This window comes from Paraburkholderia sp. BL25I1N1 (assembly GCF_003002025.1).
In the GTDB taxonomy this organism is placed as follows: domain Bacteria; phylum Pseudomonadota; class Gammaproteobacteria; order Burkholderiales; family Burkholderiaceae; genus Paraburkholderia.
The window spans coordinates 204323-220759 of sequence record NZ_PVZB01000007.1; the positions used below are offsets into that span (position 1 = coordinate 204323).

15 protein-coding genes are annotated in these 16437 nt (G+C 64.5%); 9 read left to right on the forward strand and 6 right to left on the reverse strand.

The window, feature by feature from the left end; all coding sequences use genetic code 11:
- The first annotated feature begins 105 nt into the window (after positions 1-105).
- Positions 106-882, forward strand: a complete 777-nt coding sequence (tam, locus tag B0G73_RS12885; protein WP_106281224.1) for a trans-aconitate 2-methyltransferase — start codon at positions 106-108, stop codon at positions 880-882.
- 185 nt (positions 883-1067) lie between these two features.
- Positions 1068-1433 carry a hypothetical protein gene (locus B0G73_RS12890; protein WP_106281226.1) on the forward strand — a complete coding sequence of 122 codons (366 nt, stop codon included), beginning with the start codon at positions 1068-1070 and terminating at the stop codon, positions 1431-1433.
- 237 nt (positions 1434-1670) lie between these two features.
- Here the strand turns inward: B0G73_RS12890 and B0G73_RS12895 are convergent, their stop codons facing one another.
- Entirely contained in the window at positions 1671-2501 is an 831-nt protein-coding gene (locus tag B0G73_RS12895) for an oxidoreductase (protein WP_106281228.1), read from the reverse strand.
- 218 nt (positions 2502-2719) lie between these two features.
- Between B0G73_RS12895 and B0G73_RS12900 the strand changes: the two genes are divergently transcribed.
- From B0G73_RS12900 to B0G73_RS12910, 3 genes are all read left to right on the forward strand, one after another.
- Complete coding sequence (locus B0G73_RS12900; protein ID WP_106281230.1) at positions 2720-3667, forward strand: AraC family transcriptional regulator; 948 nt, start codon at positions 2720-2722, stop codon at positions 3665-3667.
- A gap of 74 nt (positions 3668-3741) precedes the next feature.
- Positions 3742-4365 carry a glutathione S-transferase family protein gene (locus B0G73_RS12905; protein ID WP_106281231.1) on the forward strand — a complete coding sequence of 208 codons (624 nt, stop codon included), beginning with the start codon at positions 3742-3744 and terminating at the stop codon, positions 4363-4365.
- A 134-nt stretch (positions 4366-4499) separates the two neighbouring features.
- Positions 4500-4847, forward strand: a complete 348-nt coding sequence (locus B0G73_RS12910) for a hypothetical protein (RefSeq protein WP_241974594.1) — start codon at positions 4500-4502, stop codon at positions 4845-4847.
- 96 nt (positions 4848-4943) lie between these two features.
- Here B0G73_RS12910 and fabV read toward each other — a convergent pair whose 3' ends face one another.
- Positions 4944-6140 carry an enoyl-ACP reductase FabV gene (gene fabV / locus B0G73_RS12915; protein WP_106281233.1) on the reverse strand — a complete coding sequence of 399 codons (1197 nt, stop codon included), beginning with the start codon at positions 6138-6140 and terminating at the stop codon, positions 4944-4946.
- 182 nt (positions 6141-6322) lie between these two features.
- On the opposite strand from fabV, the gene B0G73_RS12920 reads away from it, so the two are divergent.
- Positions 6323-8827 carry a penicillin-binding protein 1A gene (locus B0G73_RS12920; RefSeq protein WP_106281235.1) on the forward strand — a complete coding sequence of 835 codons (2505 nt, stop codon included), beginning with the start codon at positions 6323-6325 and terminating at the stop codon, positions 8825-8827.
- Between the two features lie 227 nt (positions 8828-9054).
- On the opposite strand, the gene B0G73_RS12925 is transcribed toward B0G73_RS12920, so the two are convergent.
- Together B0G73_RS12925 and B0G73_RS12930 are read right to left on the reverse strand one after the other, a co-directional pair.
- A complete protein-coding gene (locus tag B0G73_RS12925) occupies positions 9055-10407 on the reverse strand; it encodes an MFS transporter (RefSeq protein ID WP_106281237.1) in 1353 nt (450 codons plus the stop codon).
- A gap of 108 nt (positions 10408-10515) precedes the next feature.
- Complete coding sequence (locus tag B0G73_RS12930; RefSeq protein ID WP_106281238.1) at positions 10516-12387, reverse strand: glycoside hydrolase family 15 protein; 1872 nt, start codon at positions 12385-12387, stop codon at positions 10516-10518.
- Positions 12388-12587: 200 nt separating this feature from the next.
- Between B0G73_RS12930 and B0G73_RS12935 the strand changes: the two genes are divergently transcribed.
- Positions 12588-12959 carry a hypothetical protein gene (locus B0G73_RS12935; RefSeq protein WP_106281240.1) on the forward strand — a complete coding sequence of 124 codons (372 nt, stop codon included), beginning with the start codon at positions 12588-12590 and terminating at the stop codon, positions 12957-12959.
- A 95-nt stretch (positions 12960-13054) separates the two neighbouring features.
- On the opposite strand, the gene B0G73_RS12940 is transcribed toward B0G73_RS12935, so the two are convergent.
- The gene (locus B0G73_RS12940) at positions 13055-13486 is read right to left on the reverse strand and encodes a cupin domain-containing protein (protein ID WP_106281242.1); all 432 of its coding nucleotides are present in this window, start codon (positions 13484-13486) and stop codon (positions 13055-13057) included.
- Positions 13483-14166, reverse strand: a complete 684-nt coding sequence (locus B0G73_RS12945; protein WP_106281243.1) for an FMN-dependent NADH-azoreductase — start codon at positions 14164-14166, stop codon at positions 13483-13485. The genes B0G73_RS12940 and B0G73_RS12945 overlap by 4 nt, the downstream gene beginning before the upstream one ends.
- 235 nt (positions 14167-14401) lie before the next feature.
- On the opposite strand from B0G73_RS12945, the gene B0G73_RS12950 reads away from it, so the two are divergent.
- Entirely contained in the window at positions 14402-14839 is a 438-nt protein-coding gene (locus tag B0G73_RS12950) for a MarR family winged helix-turn-helix transcriptional regulator (RefSeq protein ID WP_106281245.1), read from the forward strand.
- A gap of 70 nt (positions 14840-14909) precedes the next feature.
- A complete protein-coding gene (locus B0G73_RS12955) occupies positions 14910-16427 on the forward strand; it encodes an efflux transporter outer membrane subunit (protein ID WP_106281437.1) in 1518 nt (505 codons plus the stop codon).
- The last annotated feature ends 10 nt before the right edge of the window (positions 16428-16437 follow it).

Sequence of the window (16437 nt, forward strand, 5' to 3'; positions counted from 1 at the left end):
CCGCACGTCGCGCCGCCGAGAATGGGCGGATTGGATCGGTTGGAATGCCGCGCGGTTCAGATCGACGGTCACCGATCCGGCCACCCTGAACACAAGGAGTCCCAGATGACGTCGAAGAAGGATTGGCACGCGAAGCAGTACGTGATGTTCGAAAACGAGCGCACGCGTCCGGTCAGGGATCTGCTGGCGGCTGTGCCGACGGCGAATGTGAAGACCGCGGTGGACATCGGCTGCGGACCCGGCAACTCGACCGAGACACTCGCGGCGCGCGTGCCGGGAGCGGCGGTCAGCGGCATGGACAGTTCGCCCGACATGATCGCGGCGGCCCGCCAGCGACTGCCGCAATTTCGCTTCGACGTGAGCGACATTGCCACGTGGGCCGCGCCCGGACCCTACGACCTGATCCTCGCCAATGCGGTGCTGCAGTGGGTGCCCGACCACGAGCGGCTGTTTCCGTCGCTCGTCGGCAAGCTCTCGCCGGGCGGCAGTCTCGCCGTGCAGATGCCGGACAATCTTGACGAACCGGCGCACCGCCTGCTGCGCGAGATTGCCGCCGATGGTCCGTGGGCGCACAAGCTCAAAGGTGTCGAGCGCACCATGCGCTACGGCGCACAGTGGTATTACGCCTTGCTCGAACCGCTGTGCGCGCGGGTCGACGTGTGGCGCACCGTCTATCACCACCCGCTCGCGGGTGGCGCGGACGCCGTGGTCGAATGGTTCAAGGGCAGCGCGCTGCGGCCGTTTCTCGCCGAACTCGACGACGCGGAGCAAGCCGCTTTCCTCGGGCGTTACCGCGAGGCGATTGCCGCGGCTTATCCGGCGCTCGCCGACGGCACAGTGCTGCTGCCGTTTCCGCGCCTGTTCATCGTCGCCACGCGCTAGCGGCGCGGGCTCGCGAGCGAGGCGTGATGCGGCCCGCGGGCCGGCTGCCGTGCCAACGTGGCGCCGCCGCGCCAGGGTACTCAGGAATTGCCGCGCTTGAATTCTGCGTGATATTGTTCTATCGAAGCGGAGGCCGGCGACACGCCGTCCTCACCGGAACGCAATCCACCGCAGCGAGCGTCGCCATGAGTGATGTACGCCATCATCTGAGTCCACGGGACCGTCTGGAGCTGTTGTGCTGGCTCACATGCGGCAGTCTTGGCGCTTATTACCTGAATGAGGACTGGCCCGACGCGGCGTTCCACGTGCAAGCCGCGCACAAGTGGCTCGACCGCCGGGCGCGGGAGGCCGACTGGCTGACGGTCGCCAAGCTGACCGCTACCGCGGTGGAGATCGCGCGGCGCCACGCGCGGTTTGTCGAGGCGGACTGGGCGAGAGATGCGGTCGAGGAGATTCTCGATACGGATGAACTCGATCCTCAGGCCCGGCTCGTTCGGCAAGTCATTGCCGATTGTCAGAATGCTTTGTCGGATAAAAGGTTGGCGGATTAAGGTTCAATCACGCACGGCATCGGCTGAGCAGTTCGGGGAGATGCGTTCGCCACCACCTCGCCGCCGGCCCCACCATATTGCGCTCGATCGGCCGCCGCATGCCGGCCGTCCTGCCGTTGAGCGTTGACGACGGACGGCCGAGTGCCCCACTCAACGCGCTTTTTTGCGGACGGGCGTTGTTCCGTTTCGGGGCACGCGTTCGCCTCACAATTCGCAAGCTCAAATTGAGTTATTGCTTCAGGCGAAGTCAGTCGAGCGCGACAACGCCTCCCACGTTTCGATTTCCTCGTTCAGCGCCGCCAGCTTCGTCTTCACCAGGTCGAGCGCATCGTTGCCGAGCAGCAGATGCACGGGCGGATTCTTTGCCGCGACGATTTCCAGCAGCGCCTGCGCCGCCTTGCGCGGATCGCCCGCCTGCTTGCCGCTCTTTGCCTCGCGTGCTTCGCGGATCGGGTCGAACAAGGCGTCATAGTCGGCGATGCTGCGGCCCGCGCGGATCATCGAGCGGCCGGCCCAATCCGTGCGGAACGAGCCGGGCGCGACGGCGGTGACCTTGATGCCGAAGCCCGCCACTTCTTTGGCGAGCGTGTCGGTGATGCCTTCGAGCGCGAACTTGCTGCCGCAGTAGTACGCAATGCCGGGCATCGTGATGAAGCCGCCCATCGACGTGATGTTGACGATGTGGCCCGAGCGCCGCTCGCGCATGGCGGGCAGCACGGCCTTGATCATCGCCACCGCGCCGAACACGTTGACGTCGAATTGACGGCGCAGATCGTCGAGCGGCGACTCTTCCAGCGTGCCCTCGTGTCCGTAGCCGGCGTTGTTGACGAGGACGTCGATCGGGCCGACGCGGTGGGTGATCGCGGCGATAGCGGGCGTAATCGCCTCGAAATCCGTGACGTCGAGCACGACCGCGTGCGCCCGTTCGGCCGCCAACGCCGTGAACGCATCGCGCGCGGCCTCATTGCGCACCGTGCCGACAACGGTATGGCCCGCGTCGAGCGCCGCCTGCGCGAAGGCGCGGCCGAAGCCGGAACTGACGCCGGTGATCAGAAACGTTTTGCTCATGGTGATTCACTCCTTGATTTTGTCCGTCATCACATGGCGCTTTCGGGCGAAAACGCGGGGCATCGACGGAAACGGCCCAGAACTGAATGGTAGGAGCGGCGGGGCCGGGCGCGAATGCCGGCTCGTCTGCGTTGATTGCCTAATCCTATGAACGGATGGATTTTTCGGCGCCGCGGTGGCACAGTGCAACCTGCTTAACCATGTCGACGGGGCCTGCAATGAAGCACAAACATCAGGATCCGGGCGCGCGGCAACGCATGGTGGCCTTGCTCGAAAATCTCGCGCCGCTGGAAGGCTACAACCTCACCGTGCTGCCCGACGTGCGCTTTCTGCGGTCGAACCGGCCGCTGAGCCGCACCCCGGTGCTGTACGACCCGGGCGTCGTGATCGTCTGCCAGGGGCGCAAGCGGGGCTTTCTCGGCGAGACGGTCTACGTGTACGACGCGCAGCACTATCTGGCCGTCTCTGTGCCGGTGCCGTTCTCGATGGAAACCGAAGCGAGCGAGGCCAAGCCCTTGCTCGCCATCTATTTCCGCCTCGACTTCAAAGTCGCCGCGGACCTGATGCTGCAACTGGACGAGCGGGACGCGCGCGTGCCGGCCGAACCGCGCGGCATGATGTCGACGCCGCTCGACGCGAAACTGAGCGCTTCGGTATTGCGCTTTCTGGAGGCGATGAGCGTGCCGCTCGAGGCCGAACTACTCGGACCAGCATTGGTGCGCGAAATCTACTTCCACGTGCTGACCGGCGAGCAGGGCGGATCGATGCGCGCCGCGCTGACCGCGCAAGGCCAGTTCGCGCGGATCGCCAGAGTGATCCGCAAGATTCACGCGTGCTATCGCGAACCGCTCGACATCGGGCAGCTCGCGCTGGAAGCGAACATGAGCGTGCCCAGCTTCCACTCGCACTTCAAGGCGGTGACGCGCACGTCGCCGATGCAATATCTGAAGTCGACACGGCTTCATCAGGCGCGCCTGCTGATGGTGAGAAACGAGGTGACGGCGGCGCACGCGTGCGTGCAGGTGGGCTATGAAAGCGCTTCGCAATTCAGCCGCGAATTCAAGCGCCTGTTCGGCCGCAGTCCGGTCGAAGAGGCTGAACGGATGCGCAAATCCTTCGCCGTGCCGCCGCCCGCGCCGGGTACCGTCTTCGTCGCCTCGCACTGAGCGGAGCTGGCCCGGCGCGCGTGGCGCAAACTGTGTCTGTCCGTTCCATCGAGCCGTCGATACGCTTTGAGCCCATGCTACAGATACTCGGCAAGACCTCATCCATCAACGTCCGCAAAGTCTTGTGGACCTGCGCCGAACTCGCGCTTCCATTCGAACAGCAAGACTGGGGCTCCGGATTTCACGCGACCGACGTACCGGAATTTCTCGCGCTGAACCCCAACGCCATGGTGCCCGTCATCAAGGACGGCGAGTTCGTGCTGTGGGAGTCGAATTCGATCATCCGCTATCTGGCCGGCCGCTATCGAGGCGAGTGGCTATATCCGCTCGATCCATGCGAGCGCGCCCGCTGCGATCAATGGATCGACTGGCAGGTGAGCGAATTGAACCGTTCCTGGAGCTATGTCTTTCTGGCGCTGGTCCGGCATTCTCCGGCACACCAGGATCCGCGGCAGATAGAGCTGTCTTGCGCGAATTGGGCGAGGCACATGGCCATAATCGAAGGACAGTTGCGGAAAACCGGCGCGTTCATCGCCGGAGACGCGTTTTCGCTTGCGGACATTCCGCTCGCGCTGTCCATCAACCGCTGGCTGGAAACACCGCTGCAGCACAGCGATTTGCCGGCGGTTGACGCATATATGACGCGTCTCGCCACGCGCGAAGGCTACCGGATGTATTGTCGCAACGGTACGCCGTAACGCCTGCGCAATCTCCCTCGCCTTACAACAATCCGTGCGCAATGCTTACGGATTCCCGAGCATGCACGCGCTGCTGCGCGGCGCGCCCCGACTCGCCTACAATGGCCACTTTTGCGACACCGATTGAAGGTTCCATGATGCGGGTATCGAAAGTTGCGCTGGCGTTGCTGGCCGCGTGTTTCACTCTGAATGCGAGCGCCGAGATGACGGCGGCGCAGTACAAACAATGGGCGCATGCCGATAACAACTCGATCTACGCCGCGTACATTACCGGCACGATCAACGCGTTCGGCTGGGCGAACGGCGAACTGGTGTCGAAGAAGAAGCCGCCGCTCTTCTGTCCGCCGCAAAATCTCGCCATCGGCAACCAGAACGTCTATCCGTTGCTCGACACGTTCTTCACCAACCACCCGGGCCTGTCGGACGATTTTCCGGTCGGCCTCGCAATTCTCCGTTCGCTTCAGGCGGCGTTTCCCTGCTGAAGCACATTTGGAGGAGCGCCGCTTGCCGGTGAGCGGCAGCAACGCGGGATAACCGGTGCGAGCCCGAAGCGGGGCCACTCAAGGCCCCGCGTTTCGTCAAACCTGCACGAGCTTCGGAATCTGCACGTCCGGATTGACGTCCGCTTCGTAATCCACGCCCGCGATCTCGAAGCCGAACAGACGCAGGAAATCCGTCTTGTAGCCGCTGAAGTCGGTGAGTTCGTAGATATTGTCGTTGGTCACCTGGGTCCACAGTTCCTGCACGCGGTTCTGCACCTCGGGGTCGAGCTCCTTGTAGTCGGCGCGCAGACGGCCTTCTTCGTCGATGTGCGGCGCCGCGCCGTACAGGCTGTCCTTGTACAGGCCGTAGACCTGCTCGATGCAGCCTTCGTGCGTGCCTTTCTCCTTCATGACCTTGAAGAGCAGCGACAGATACAGCGGCATCATCGGGATCGCGGAACTTGCTTGCGTGACGACCGCCTTCAGCACGGAGACGCGCGCATCGCCGCCCTTGGGCGCCAGCTTTTCGCGAATGCCCAGCACTTTCTGGTCGAGGTCCTTCTTGGCCGCGCCGATCGAGCCGTTCCAGTAAATGTCGTGTGTGATCTTCTCGCCGAGGTAGGTGAACGCGGTGGTCTTCGCGCCGTCCGCGAGCACGCCGGCTTCGAGCAGGGCGTCGATCCACATCTGCCAGTCTTCGCCGCCCATCACCGCGACGGTGTCGTCGATTTCCTTCTGGCTGGCGGGTTCGAGCACGGTTTCCTTGATGACTTCCTTGTCCGTGTCGATGCCGCGCAGATTCACCGCCTTGCCGACCGGCTTGAGCGTCGAGCTGAACACTTCGCCGCTCTTCGGATGCGTGCGCTTGGGCGCGGCAAGGCTGTAGACGACCAGATCGACCTGACCCAGATCGCGCTTGATGACTTCGATGGTGCGTGCTTTGACTTCATCGGAGAAGGCGTCGCCGTTGATGCTGGTCGCGTACAGGCCCGTTTCCGTGGCGAATTTCTCGAAGGCGGCGGTGTTGTACCAGCCGGCCGTGCCGGCCTTGGTTTCGCTGCCGGCGCGCTCGAAGAACACGCCGAGCGTGGCGGCGTCCGAGCCGAACGCCGCGCTGATGCGGGCGGCGAGGCCGTAGCCCGTAGATGCGCCGATCACCAGCACTTTCTTCGGGCCGTTGGCGATGGGGCCGCGTGCCTTGACGTAGTCGATCTGTTCGCGGACGTTGGCTTCGCAGCCGGTCGGATGGGTGGAAACACAGATGAAGCCACGCACGCGCGGTTTGATGATCATGAAGCACCTCTTGTCGGAATTGGCGACATTATAGTGGGCCGCGTAGTGGGCCGCGATGGTTGCGGGCGCGCCGCGGCGCTTTGGCTTCTGGCTGCGCTCCGGCCGCGCGCCGTGGGCAAAAAATCGGCCGCCGCCGCGCGACTTGGTAGGATTGCGCCTTTCCCGTCCGACGATTGGCTAGTGTGAAGCGCCTCATCCCCTCATTTCTGGCGGCCCTCGATAAAGGGCTGACCCTCGCCAACCCGCTCGTCGCCCAGGCTCTGTGGCACCTGCGGCACCCGACGCGCCGTGGCGTGCTGAAGGCTTGCGCGGCGCTTCCGCTGTTGCTGGTGCTGTACGTGCTGATCCTGATTCCGTTCACACCGGGCATCGGCGACATCCGCAAGGCCAAGATCGAGCAGCCGGCGCAGATCCTCTCGGCGGACGGCAAGCTGCTGGCCGAATTCAAGCCGTCCAACCGCGAGTGGGTCAAGCTCAAGGACATCTCGCCGAACGTGGTGAATGCGCTGATCGCCACCGAAGATCATCGCTTCTACGAGCATTGGGGCCTCGACTGGCGGCGCACGGCCTCGGCCGCGCTGCATACGTTTTCCGGCGACCGGCAGGGCGGCTCGACCATCACGCAACAACTCGCCCGCAATCTCTATCCCGACGAAATCGGCCGCGCGCCGACGCTCACGCGCAAGCTGAAGGAAGCGATCACGGCCTTCAAGATCGAGGCGCTCTACAGCAAGGACGAGATTCTCGAGACCTACCTGAACACGGTGCCGTTCCTCTACAACGCCTATGGCATCGAGATGGCGGCGCGCACCTATTTCGACAAATCGGCTTCCGACCTGAACGTGCTGGAAAGCGCGACGCTCACCGGCATGCTCAAGGGCAACAGCTACTACAACCCCGTGCTGAACCCCGAGCGCGCGCTGCAGCGGCGCAATACGGTGCTTGGCCAGATGGTCAAGTACGGCAAACTGACGCCGGCCGCCTACGCGACGTTGAGCCGCCGGTCGCTGCGCATCGATTTCGAGCGCCAGACCGAGCCGCCCGGCCCCGCGCCGCATTTCGCGCAGCAACTGCGCAAGTGGCTGGCGTCGTGGGCGGACCGGAACGACTACAACATGTATGCCGACGGGCTGGTGGTGCGCACCACCATCGATTCGCGTCTGCAGACCATGGCGACTCAGGCCGTGACCTTGCAGGGCAACCAGTTGCAGGGCATCGCCAATGCGGCGTGGGGCAGCCGCGCGGGCTGTTCGAACGGCCGCGATCTGCTGCAGACCTTCCTGCGCGAAACGCCCGACTACCGCGCCGCCAAAGACGCCGGCCTGACCGATGACGACGCGCTCAAGCGCGTCTCGTCCGACCGCAATCTCGTGAAGTCGGTGTGCGAGTCCAAAACGCGGGTGCAGGCGGATTTTCTCGCCATGGACCCGCGCAACGGCCAGATCCGCGCGTGGGTGGGCAGCCGCGATTTCAGCCAGGACCCGTTCGACCATGTCCAGCAGGCGCGGCGCCAGCCGGGCTCGACCTTCAAGCCGTTCGTCTACGCGGCGGCTTTCGAGTCGGGCGCGAATCCCGCCGACACTTTCGTCGATAAGCCCGTGGAAATTCCGCTGGCAGGCGGCGAGATCTGGCGTCCGAGCGACGAGGACGAGCCGAGCGAGCGCAAGATCAGCCTGCGCGACGGCCTTGCATACTCCCGCAACCGCATTACCGCGCAACTGATGGAGACGGTCGGGCCGGACAAGGTTGCCAGATTGGCCCGCGCAATGGGCGTGCGCGACAGCGAACTGGATCCGGTGCCGTCGCTCGCGCTCGGCACGAGCCCTGTCACGCTGAAGGAAATGGTGTCGGCCTACGGCACGATCGCCAACCTCGGTGCCTACGTGGAGCCGGTGATGGTGACACGCATCGAGAACCGCAAAGGCGAGGTGCTGGCCGAGTTCGCGCCGGTGTCGCCGAAACAGGAACTGCCCGCCGACACCGACCGTGTGCTGATCGACGTCATGCGCGACGTGGTGAACCGTGGCACGGGTTCGAGCATTCGCAGCCGCTTCGGCGTGCGCGGCGACGTCGCGGGCAAGACGGGCACCACGCAGGGCAATGCGGACGGCTGGTTCATCCTGATTCATCCGCAGCTCGTGGCGGGCGCGTGGGTCGGTTTCAACGACAGCCGCGTGACCTTGCGCAGCGACTACTGGGGCCAAGGGGCGCACAGCGCGCTGCCGATCGTCGGCGATTTCTTCCAGCGCGCGCAGCGTTCGCGGCTGGTCGATAGCCGCGTCAAATTCGCCACCGACCAGCAGCCGGGTTGGTTCGCCGAACGCTCGGGCAGGTTGCGGGAATGGTTCCAGAATCTGTTCGCGGGCTCGCCGGGCAAGCCGGAGGCGCCGGTGGTGCAGCGCGGGACGACGCGCCGGTCGCCGGCTGCCGCGCCGGAACAACCGGCAGTCGCGCCGTCGGCGTCGGCGGCTTTGGCCGAGCCACGGGGATTGCCGCAGCCGCCGATGCTGCCGTCACCAGCTTCAGCGCCGGTGGCGGCGAGCGGGGCGGTCGACGGTGAAGCGCGCGGTGGCGGTGAACCGGCACTGGCGCCGACGCCGACCCCCGACGACGTGGTGCCGCCGGACGCCGGCAGCCCGGCTAACGCGTTGCCGGAGACGTCGGCGGGCGGGCGCGGCTCGCCGTGAGCGATGCGGTGTAGTCCGCGCTGCGTGGCTGAGCCGGGTCGGCGCTTTTCTCGGGAGCGGATGAATTCGCGGCGCTTTCCGCAGGCGCTGCCACGCTCATGTGGTTTTTTTCCAAAGCACGGCTCAGCTCGCGCGACGCTTCCCACAAATACATCTTGAGCCACGCATTGCTTTTCACCGGCGCGGCGACCTGACGCGACTCGCTTCGCCTGCGTCGGCCAGCGCCGCTACGACCTTGCCGCCTCGGTCGCCCCCGTCGGCTCCGGATCCGAAAACCCCGCCGCCGCTTCGAGCGAAGCATCGTGGTGCAGCAACAGCACGGCCGCGACGCCGACCAGCCCCGCGCCCGACAGGCACAGCAAACCTGCGCCGAAGCCGCCGGTGCTGTCCTTGATCCAGCCCATCGCATACGGTCCAAAGAAACCCGCCAGATTGCCGAGCGAATTGACCGCGGCGATACCGCCCGCTGCCGCCGCACCCGACAGGAACGACGCCGGCAAGGTCCAGATCACCGGCAGGCAACCGAAGATGCCGAAGCCGGCAATCGACAGCGCGATCATTTTCTGCACCGGATTGTCGAGCCCGGCGGCCGCCGCGATGCCGCCCGCCGCCACCAGCAGCGCAATCGCCACGTGCCGTTTGCGTTCGAGCTTGCGGTCCGAGTGCCGTCCCCAGAAAACCATGCTGATCACGCCGACGATATACGGCAGCGACGTCACGAAGCCCGTCTGCAGATTGGTGAGCCCGAACGATTTGACGATCTGCGGCAGGAAGAAGCTCAGCCCGTAGTTGGTTGCGTTCGCACCGAAATAGATCAGCGCGACCGCGAGCACGCGCGGGTTGAAGAGCGCCTCTTTGACGCTGAACTTATGCACCGCTTCGCGATGCGCGCGCTCCTGCGTCTGGCGTGCGACCAGCCAGCCGCGTTCGTCGGCGGCGAGCCAGGTGGCGTCGGCGGGCTTGTCGGTGAGGTAGGAGAGGACGACGAAGGCGAGCACCAGCGCGGGCGCCGCCTCGATCAGATAGACCCACTGCCAGCCGGCCAGTCCGGCGAAGCCGTCCATCGACAGCAAGGCGCCGGAAATCGGGCCGCCGATCACCGTGGACAGCGGAATCGCCGCCATGAAATAGCCGACTACGCGACCGCGATACGCGGCGGGAAACCACAGCGTGAGCAGGAAGATGATGCCCGGGAAGAAACCCGCCTCCGCCACGCCGAGCAGAATCCGCAGCCCGTAAAACACGTGCGCGGCAGAAAGTCCCGTGAAACGCGCAATATCTGGGATATACGCCATTGCGCCCGCGAGAATGCCCCACGTGAACATGATCCGCGCGATCCAGCGGCGCGCGCCGAATTTCTCCAGCAGCAGATTAGATGGGACTTCGAAGAAAAAATACGCGATGAAGAAAATCCCGGCGCCGAAACCGAAAGCACTCGCGGACAGGCCGAGCGCCTTGTTCATCTGCAGTGCCGCAAAGCCGACGTTGACGCGGTCGAGATAGGCAATGAAATAACACAGGATAAGGAACGGCACGAGCCGAACCGTTACGCGTTTCATGGTGCGTGCTTCGAGATCCATCGATGTCTCCTCCGGTTTAGCATCCGGCTGGTTTAAATGATGTCGTTACAGACTAGACGCTGAAAACCGATTCCGGAAGGTTTTTGCACAGTGCGCAATGCGGCGTGCTCAGGTCCACGGAACGTGAACCTTGTCGAGATTGCGGTCGAGCTGGTACGCGGCGCTGATCAGCGCGAGATGCGTGAGCGCCTGCGGAAAATTGCCGAGCGCCTCGCCGCTGGTGGCCACTTCCTCGGAAAACAGGCCGACGTGATTCGCGTACGCGAGCATCTTTTCGAACACGAGGCGGCCTTCGTCCACGCGTCCGGCGCGCGCCAGCGCTTCCGCATACCAGAACGAACAGGCGCTGAAGCCGCCTTCGATGCCGGGCAGACCGTCGAGCGTCGTGCCGCGTGTATAGCGGAAGATCAGCGGGTCCACTTTCAGTTCGCTGCCGATCGCGTCGAGCGTGCCGAGCCAGCGCGGATCAGTCGGGCCGATGAAGCGCACGAGCGGCATCATCAACGCGGACGCATCGAGCCGTTGCGAATCCGGCGTCTGCACGAACGCGTTCAGTTTGTCGTTCCAGAAGTGCTCGTGAATGTCGGCGTGGATCGCGTCGCGCGTGTCGAACCACCGTTTGAGCGGGGCAGGCAGGGAACGCTTTTCCGCCAGACGCAGCGCGCGGTCCACCGTGACCCAGCACATCAGCCGCGAATGGAGCAGGGGCCGCAGGCCGTTGCGAAACTCCCAGATGCCGTGGTCCGGTTCGCGCCAGTGTTCGACCACATAGTCGACCGTGCGCGTGACGTCGCGCCAGCCGTCGTGCGAGATCGCGGCGCCGTACTTGTTGTACAGATAGATCGCGTCGAGCAGCGCGCCGTATACGTCGAGCTGGATCTGATCGCGCGCGGCGTTGCCGACGAGCGGCACGCCCGCAGCGCCATCGTCGTTCGACAGCGCCGCGATTTCGGTTTCTTCCGGCGGCTCCTTGCCGTCGACGGTGTACATGACGTTCAGCGAGCCGTCCGAGTCGCATTGCCGGCTGCGTCCGGCGATCCATGTCATGAAATTCCGCGCTTCGCCGGTATAGCCGAGACGCAGCAGCGCGTACACGGAGAACGCGGCGTCGCGAATCCATGTGAAACGGTAGTCCCAGCGGCGCGAACCGTCGAGCGCTTCGGGAAGCCCGAAGGTCGGCGCGGCGACGATCGCGCCATGCTCGCTGGAACTGAGCAGCTTCAAGGTCAGCGCCGAGCGCATCACGACCTCACGGTAGCGGCCGCGATAAGTGGATTGCGCCGACCAGCTTCGCCAGTAGCGGACCGTATCGGTCAGCGCCGCTTCGCAATCGAACGCCTTTTCGCGCAAGCCATCGGCGTCGCCGAAAGCGAAGCCGGCCGTTTCGCCATGACTCAGCTCGAACTCCGCGTGCGCGGCGCCGTGGTCGAGCGCGAGCGGCACGGTGCTGTTCAGGCGCAGTTGCATGCCGCTTTCAATGCCGGCTTTGGCGGCGGCGTGAAATTCGACGCCGCCGTTTTTATCGATGTGAGCCGTGTGGGCGCCGCGTGCATAGTCGAAGCGCGGCTCGCAACGCATCCTGAACGCCATGCGCCCGTGCACGACCCGCACGACGCGGATCACGCAGTTGGGTAGCGGCGCGTCAGCAGCGGCGCTGCCGCCATCCTCGGGCACCGGCATGAAGTCCATCAGTTCGCAGACGCCCTCGGGCGTCATGAAACGGGTCAGCAGGACATTGGTGTCGGGCAGATACATCTGCTTGACGTTGGCGCCTTCGAACGCGGGTTCGATCGAGAAAGCGCCGCCGCGCGACGGCTCGAGCAGGCCGGCAAAAATCGCCGGCGAGTCGATGCGCGGAAAGCACATGAAGTCGATCGAGCCGCGCAGCGAGACGAGCGCCGTGGTCTTCATATTGCCGATCACGCCGCGCGCGTCGGTCGGCAGGGCGGGTCTCGGTGGAACAGGTCGTTGATCGGGCATGTCTGCACACTCCGTGAAGCGAGCCGCGATGCGCTCATACGAAACCCGTCAGCAACGTCTGTGCCGCGCCGTTTGCGCGGGCCGGGCGGGGATTGTTCGGGCGCGCGCAACAGTGTTTTCGGGTGGTGAGGCTGATCTCTTACGCGTGATTGCGGATAATTTCATGATTGGTTAATCCGCAAAAATTCTGCAGGTGATACATGTTCAACACTGTCTCAGGCCGCATCCCGGAACGGGGCGAGGCATCCGGGGCGCTCGCGGCGCGAAACGCATTGTCAGGGCGCGCCCGTGCCTTCATTGCGGCCGTGGCGGCGTGCGCGAGTCTCGTGGGCTGCGCCAGTTCCAGCGACGTGGTCGCCACCGGCAAAGCTAATACTTATACGGTCGCGGCCAGCGCGACAGGCGGACGCCTCGCGTGGGCCCGCGCGCATGAGCATGCGATGAGCGAGGCGCGCGATTACTGCGAGCGTCGCGGCATGCAGGCCAGCGTGGTGACGGAAACCGTCAGCGGCGTGCAAGGGTTGACGGAGCATGGGTCGTCGATGAGTTTCGAATGTCATCCGAAGTTTTAGGCGCGGCGGGGGCGCTGCGAAGTCGGCAAGCAACTCGGGCGTAAGAACTCCCGCGCTCCTCCGCTTCCCGGTCAGGCGTCGACGTCAATGCAGTTTCACTTCTTGTCAAACGTAACCAGCTTCTTGTCTTTCGTATCGGCCACGAAAATCGCCAGCAGCCTGGCGGGTTCGGCATCGCTCGCGTTTTCGCTCACGGTGTGATGCACGCCGGGCTTCTCGGTCCAATGCTCACCCGCGTGGTAGACGCGCTCTTCGCCGTCGTTCACGCGGCTGCGGATCGCCCCCGACAGCACGTAGCCGACCACGAAAGCCTGGCCGTGCCGATGCGGCGTCGACTTGCCGCCGGGCGCATAGTCGACGACGAGCGCCGTCATCGTCTTGCCCGGCACGTTGGCGATCGCCTCGGTGAACGCTGGCGTGATCGTCTCGTGCGGCGCGCTCGCGTCAGCGGCGAATGCGGGCTGGGCAACCCCGAAAATGGAGAGGCCGACGAGCACGGCCGCCGCGCTCAGTGTGCGAATCATCATGCTGTGACTCCTGACAAAGCGTGAATGGTTGCATTGCTCAAATCCGCTGACGACGACGCCCAGTTCGACGCCACCGCGTCCAGTTCGGCGCGTGCGCGCTGAAGCGCCTCCGTGCGCGCCTCGGGAACGGCAAACTGCAGCGGCTGGGCATCGACAAAGGTCGGATCGGCGACGCCGAGGAAGCCGAACGCGGCTCTCAGCGAAGGCGTGAGCGCATCCATGCCTTCATAAGGCGAACCCGCGCGCAAATCCGCGCCGCGGCTCGTGATGAAGAGCACTTTCTGACGTGAAAGCTGGCCGACCACGCGGCCGTCGTCCGCATTCACATAGGTCAGGCCCGTACGCGTGATGCTGTCGATAAACGCCTTGAACGCGGAGGGCATCGACCAGTTGTACATAGGCATGGCGAAGACGAACGCATCGGCGTCGAGCAGGCGCTGGCACAGCGCATCCGAACCGGCCAGCGCCGCCTTCATGGCAGGCGTGCGATCCTGCGCGGCCGTGTACGTGGCGATGGCGAAAGCCTCGTTGACGTGCGGCGGGGTGTCGATCGTGACATCCAGATAATCGACTTCGACCTGCGCGCCTTCTTCGCGCAGGCGTTCCAGAAAATAGCGGCTCAATGCGCGCGAGTTGGATCGCTCGCGCTTGGCGCTGGCGTCGACGTGCATGATCTTCATGAATTCCGTCCTTCCGTGAGTGACTGGGTGGTTTAGCGTGAGAACAGATTAAATGCTCGAATGGCTTTGCGAAATGACCGATTTTCGCTAATTCAAGGTGACCACTTCGCGCACCCACGGTGGCCAACACGCAGCGGACTAGGGCATATAAATGAAACAGTCATGTGCCGGAAGCGATCCTTGCGGATATCTGACTTTGCAGATAAAGTTAAACGCACTGAACGAGGGGGCACGCATGAAGCACTACACGCCGGACAATTTCAGCCTGACGCTGAGCGTGGGTTTCTTGATCAACAAGGCACGCAACCTGTTGATCAACGAAATGGACGCCGCGCTGAAGGATCTGGATATCACCAGTCAGCAGATGGGCATTCTGCTGTCCATGCGCCGGGGTTTCGCCACCACGCCGTTCGAATTGTCGCGCTTGCTCGGCATCGACACCGGTTTGATGACGCGCATGCTCGACAAGCTGGAAATCAAGGGCTTGCTGGAACGCTCGCGCAGCATCGAAGACCGCCGCGTCGTCAACCTGAAACTGACGGAAGAGGGCGAAGCGGTCGCCGCGCGGCTTCCGGAGATCGCGCCGGTGGTGCTGAACCGCCGTCTAAAGAAGTTTACGAAAGCCGAATTCGAGGAATTGCGCCGTCTGCTGAATAAGTTTCTCGCGGAGTAGGCGAGGCCAGCCAAACATGCTGCGAATGCTCGCGGCAATTTTTTCAACCTTTTATCTGACAAGTCAGACAATGAAACCACAATTAATTCCACGGACAGCCGGCTCGCGGATCGCGAAGGCTGGTGTGACGGTGATCTTCGCGGCCGTACTGTCCGCCTGCGCGAATTACGCCGGTATCTCGAGCGACAAGCAGATGGCGCAAGCGCAGACCTACGCGACTCAACAAAGCATTCCGCGAGACAACGGTCATTGGCCGGCCGCCGATTGGGCCGACCAGTTCGGCGACGCACAACTGAAGGCCTTGCTCGCTGAAGCGCTGAAGGGCAATCCGTCGGTCGAGCAGGCGCGCGCCCGCGTCGCGGCGGCCGCCGCGTACAGCGATACGGCGAAGGCGAGTACGCTGCCGAAAGTCGGCGCGGACTATTCGCTGACGCGTCAGCAGTATTCGGGCACGGCGCTCGTGCCGCCGCCGTACGGCGGGTCGTGGCAAACGGAGAACAAGGGCTTGCTGTCCGCGTCCTACGATCTCGATCTGTGGGGCAAGAATCGCGAAGCGCTGAAAGCGTCGCTGTCGCAGCTGCAGGCGACCCAGGCGGACGAGGAAGTCGTCAAGCTGTCCCTCACGTCGGCCGTGGCGCGCGACTACAACCAGCTGGCGCGGCTCTATGCGTTGCGTGACATCGCGCAGGAAGAAATCACCCAGCGCGAACAGATCGACCGCATTACCGCCGGGCGCATCGCAACGGGCCTCGACACGCAAGTGGAACGCAAGACCGCGCAGGCGAATCTCGCCACCAGCCGCGCGACGCTCGCGTCCATCGACGGCAGCATCGTCACGACGCGCTATCAGTTGGCCGCCTTGCTTGGCGCCGGACCGGACCGCGGTCTCGCCATCGCGCGGCCGGCACTCGGCGTGGGCGACGAAGTGCGCCTGCCCGACAACCTGCCGGCCGATCTGGTGAGCCGCCGCCCCGACCTGGTCGCGGCGAAATGGCGCGTCGACGCGCTCACGCACGACGTCAAGGAAGCCAAGGCCGAGTTCTATCCCGACATCAACCTGAGCGCCGCGATCGGTCTCGACGCGTTCGGTTTCGGCCGTTTCCTGACGGCGGCGAGCCGCACGGCGTCGGTCGGCCCCGCGATCCATTTGCCGATTTTCGACGGCGGTCAGTTGCGCGCGCAACTGAAAGGGCGTTACGCCGATTTCGACTACGCCGTTGCCACATATAACCAGACGCTGGTCACGGCCTTGTCCGAAGTCGCGACGCAACTCGCGCAAATCCGTTCGACGGACGAGCAGCTCGCCGATGCGCAAGCCGCCCAGCAAGCCGCCCGCGACGCCGATCAGTTGGCGCTCGTGCAATACAAGGCCGGCCTCACGAATCAGCTGACGGTGCTGAACGCCGACACCACGGCGCTCGCCGCCGACCAGCAGGTCGCGAATCTGAAGATGAGCCGGCGCGATCAGCAGATCGCGCTGGCCGCGGCGCTCGGCGGCGGTTATGTCGATAACGCCGCTTCGCTCGCCAGCAGCGGCGCCGCCGTTCCCGCCGCCTCGGCCAATCCCGTCGTCGCCGCCGCGCGTTAAAGCGCCATCG

What these genes read in the sequence shown, in the direction of transcription:
- tam (WP_106281224.1), top strand. Translation starts at nt 106, where the DNA reads ATGACGTCGAAGAAGGATTGGCACGCGAAGCAGTACGTGATGTTCGAA.
- B0G73_RS12890 (WP_106281226.1), top strand. Translation starts at nt 1,068, where the DNA reads ATGAGTGATGTACGCCATCATCTGAGTCCACGGGACCGTCTGGAGCTG.
- B0G73_RS12895 (WP_106281228.1), bottom strand. Translation starts at nt 2,501, where the DNA reads ATGAGCAAAACGTTTCTGATCACCGGCGTCAGTTCCGGCTTCGGCCGC.
- B0G73_RS12900 (WP_106281230.1), top strand. Translation starts at nt 2,720, where the DNA reads ATGAAGCACAAACATCAGGATCCGGGCGCGCGGCAACGCATGGTGGCC.
- B0G73_RS12905 (WP_106281231.1), top strand. Translation starts at nt 3,742, where the DNA reads ATGCTACAGATACTCGGCAAGACCTCATCCATCAACGTCCGCAAAGTC.
- B0G73_RS12910 (WP_241974594.1), top strand. Translation starts at nt 4,500, where the DNA reads ATGATGCGGGTATCGAAAGTTGCGCTGGCGTTGCTGGCCGCGTGTTTC.
- fabV (WP_106281233.1), bottom strand. Translation starts at nt 6,140, where the DNA reads ATGATCATCAAACCGCGCGTGCGTGGCTTCATCTGTGTTTCCACCCAT.
- B0G73_RS12925 (WP_106281237.1), bottom strand. Translation starts at nt 10,407, where the DNA reads ATGGATCTCGAAGCACGCACCATGAAACGCGTAACGGTTCGGCTCGTG.
- B0G73_RS12930 (WP_106281238.1), bottom strand. Translation starts at nt 12,387, where the DNA reads ATGCCCGATCAACGACCTGTTCCACCGAGACCCGCCCTGCCGACCGAC.
- B0G73_RS12935 (WP_106281240.1), top strand. Translation starts at nt 12,588, where the DNA reads ATGTTCAACACTGTCTCAGGCCGCATCCCGGAACGGGGCGAGGCATCC.
- B0G73_RS12940 (WP_106281242.1), bottom strand. Translation starts at nt 13,486, where the DNA reads ATGATGATTCGCACACTGAGCGCGGCGGCCGTGCTCGTCGGCCTCTCC.
- B0G73_RS12945 (WP_106281243.1), bottom strand. Translation starts at nt 14,166, where the DNA reads ATGAAGATCATGCACGTCGACGCCAGCGCCAAGCGCGAGCGATCCAAC.
- B0G73_RS12950 (WP_106281245.1), top strand. Translation starts at nt 14,402, where the DNA reads ATGAAGCACTACACGCCGGACAATTTCAGCCTGACGCTGAGCGTGGGT.
- B0G73_RS12955 (WP_106281437.1), top strand. Translation starts at nt 14,910, where the DNA reads ATGAAACCACAATTAATTCCACGGACAGCCGGCTCGCGGATCGCGAAG.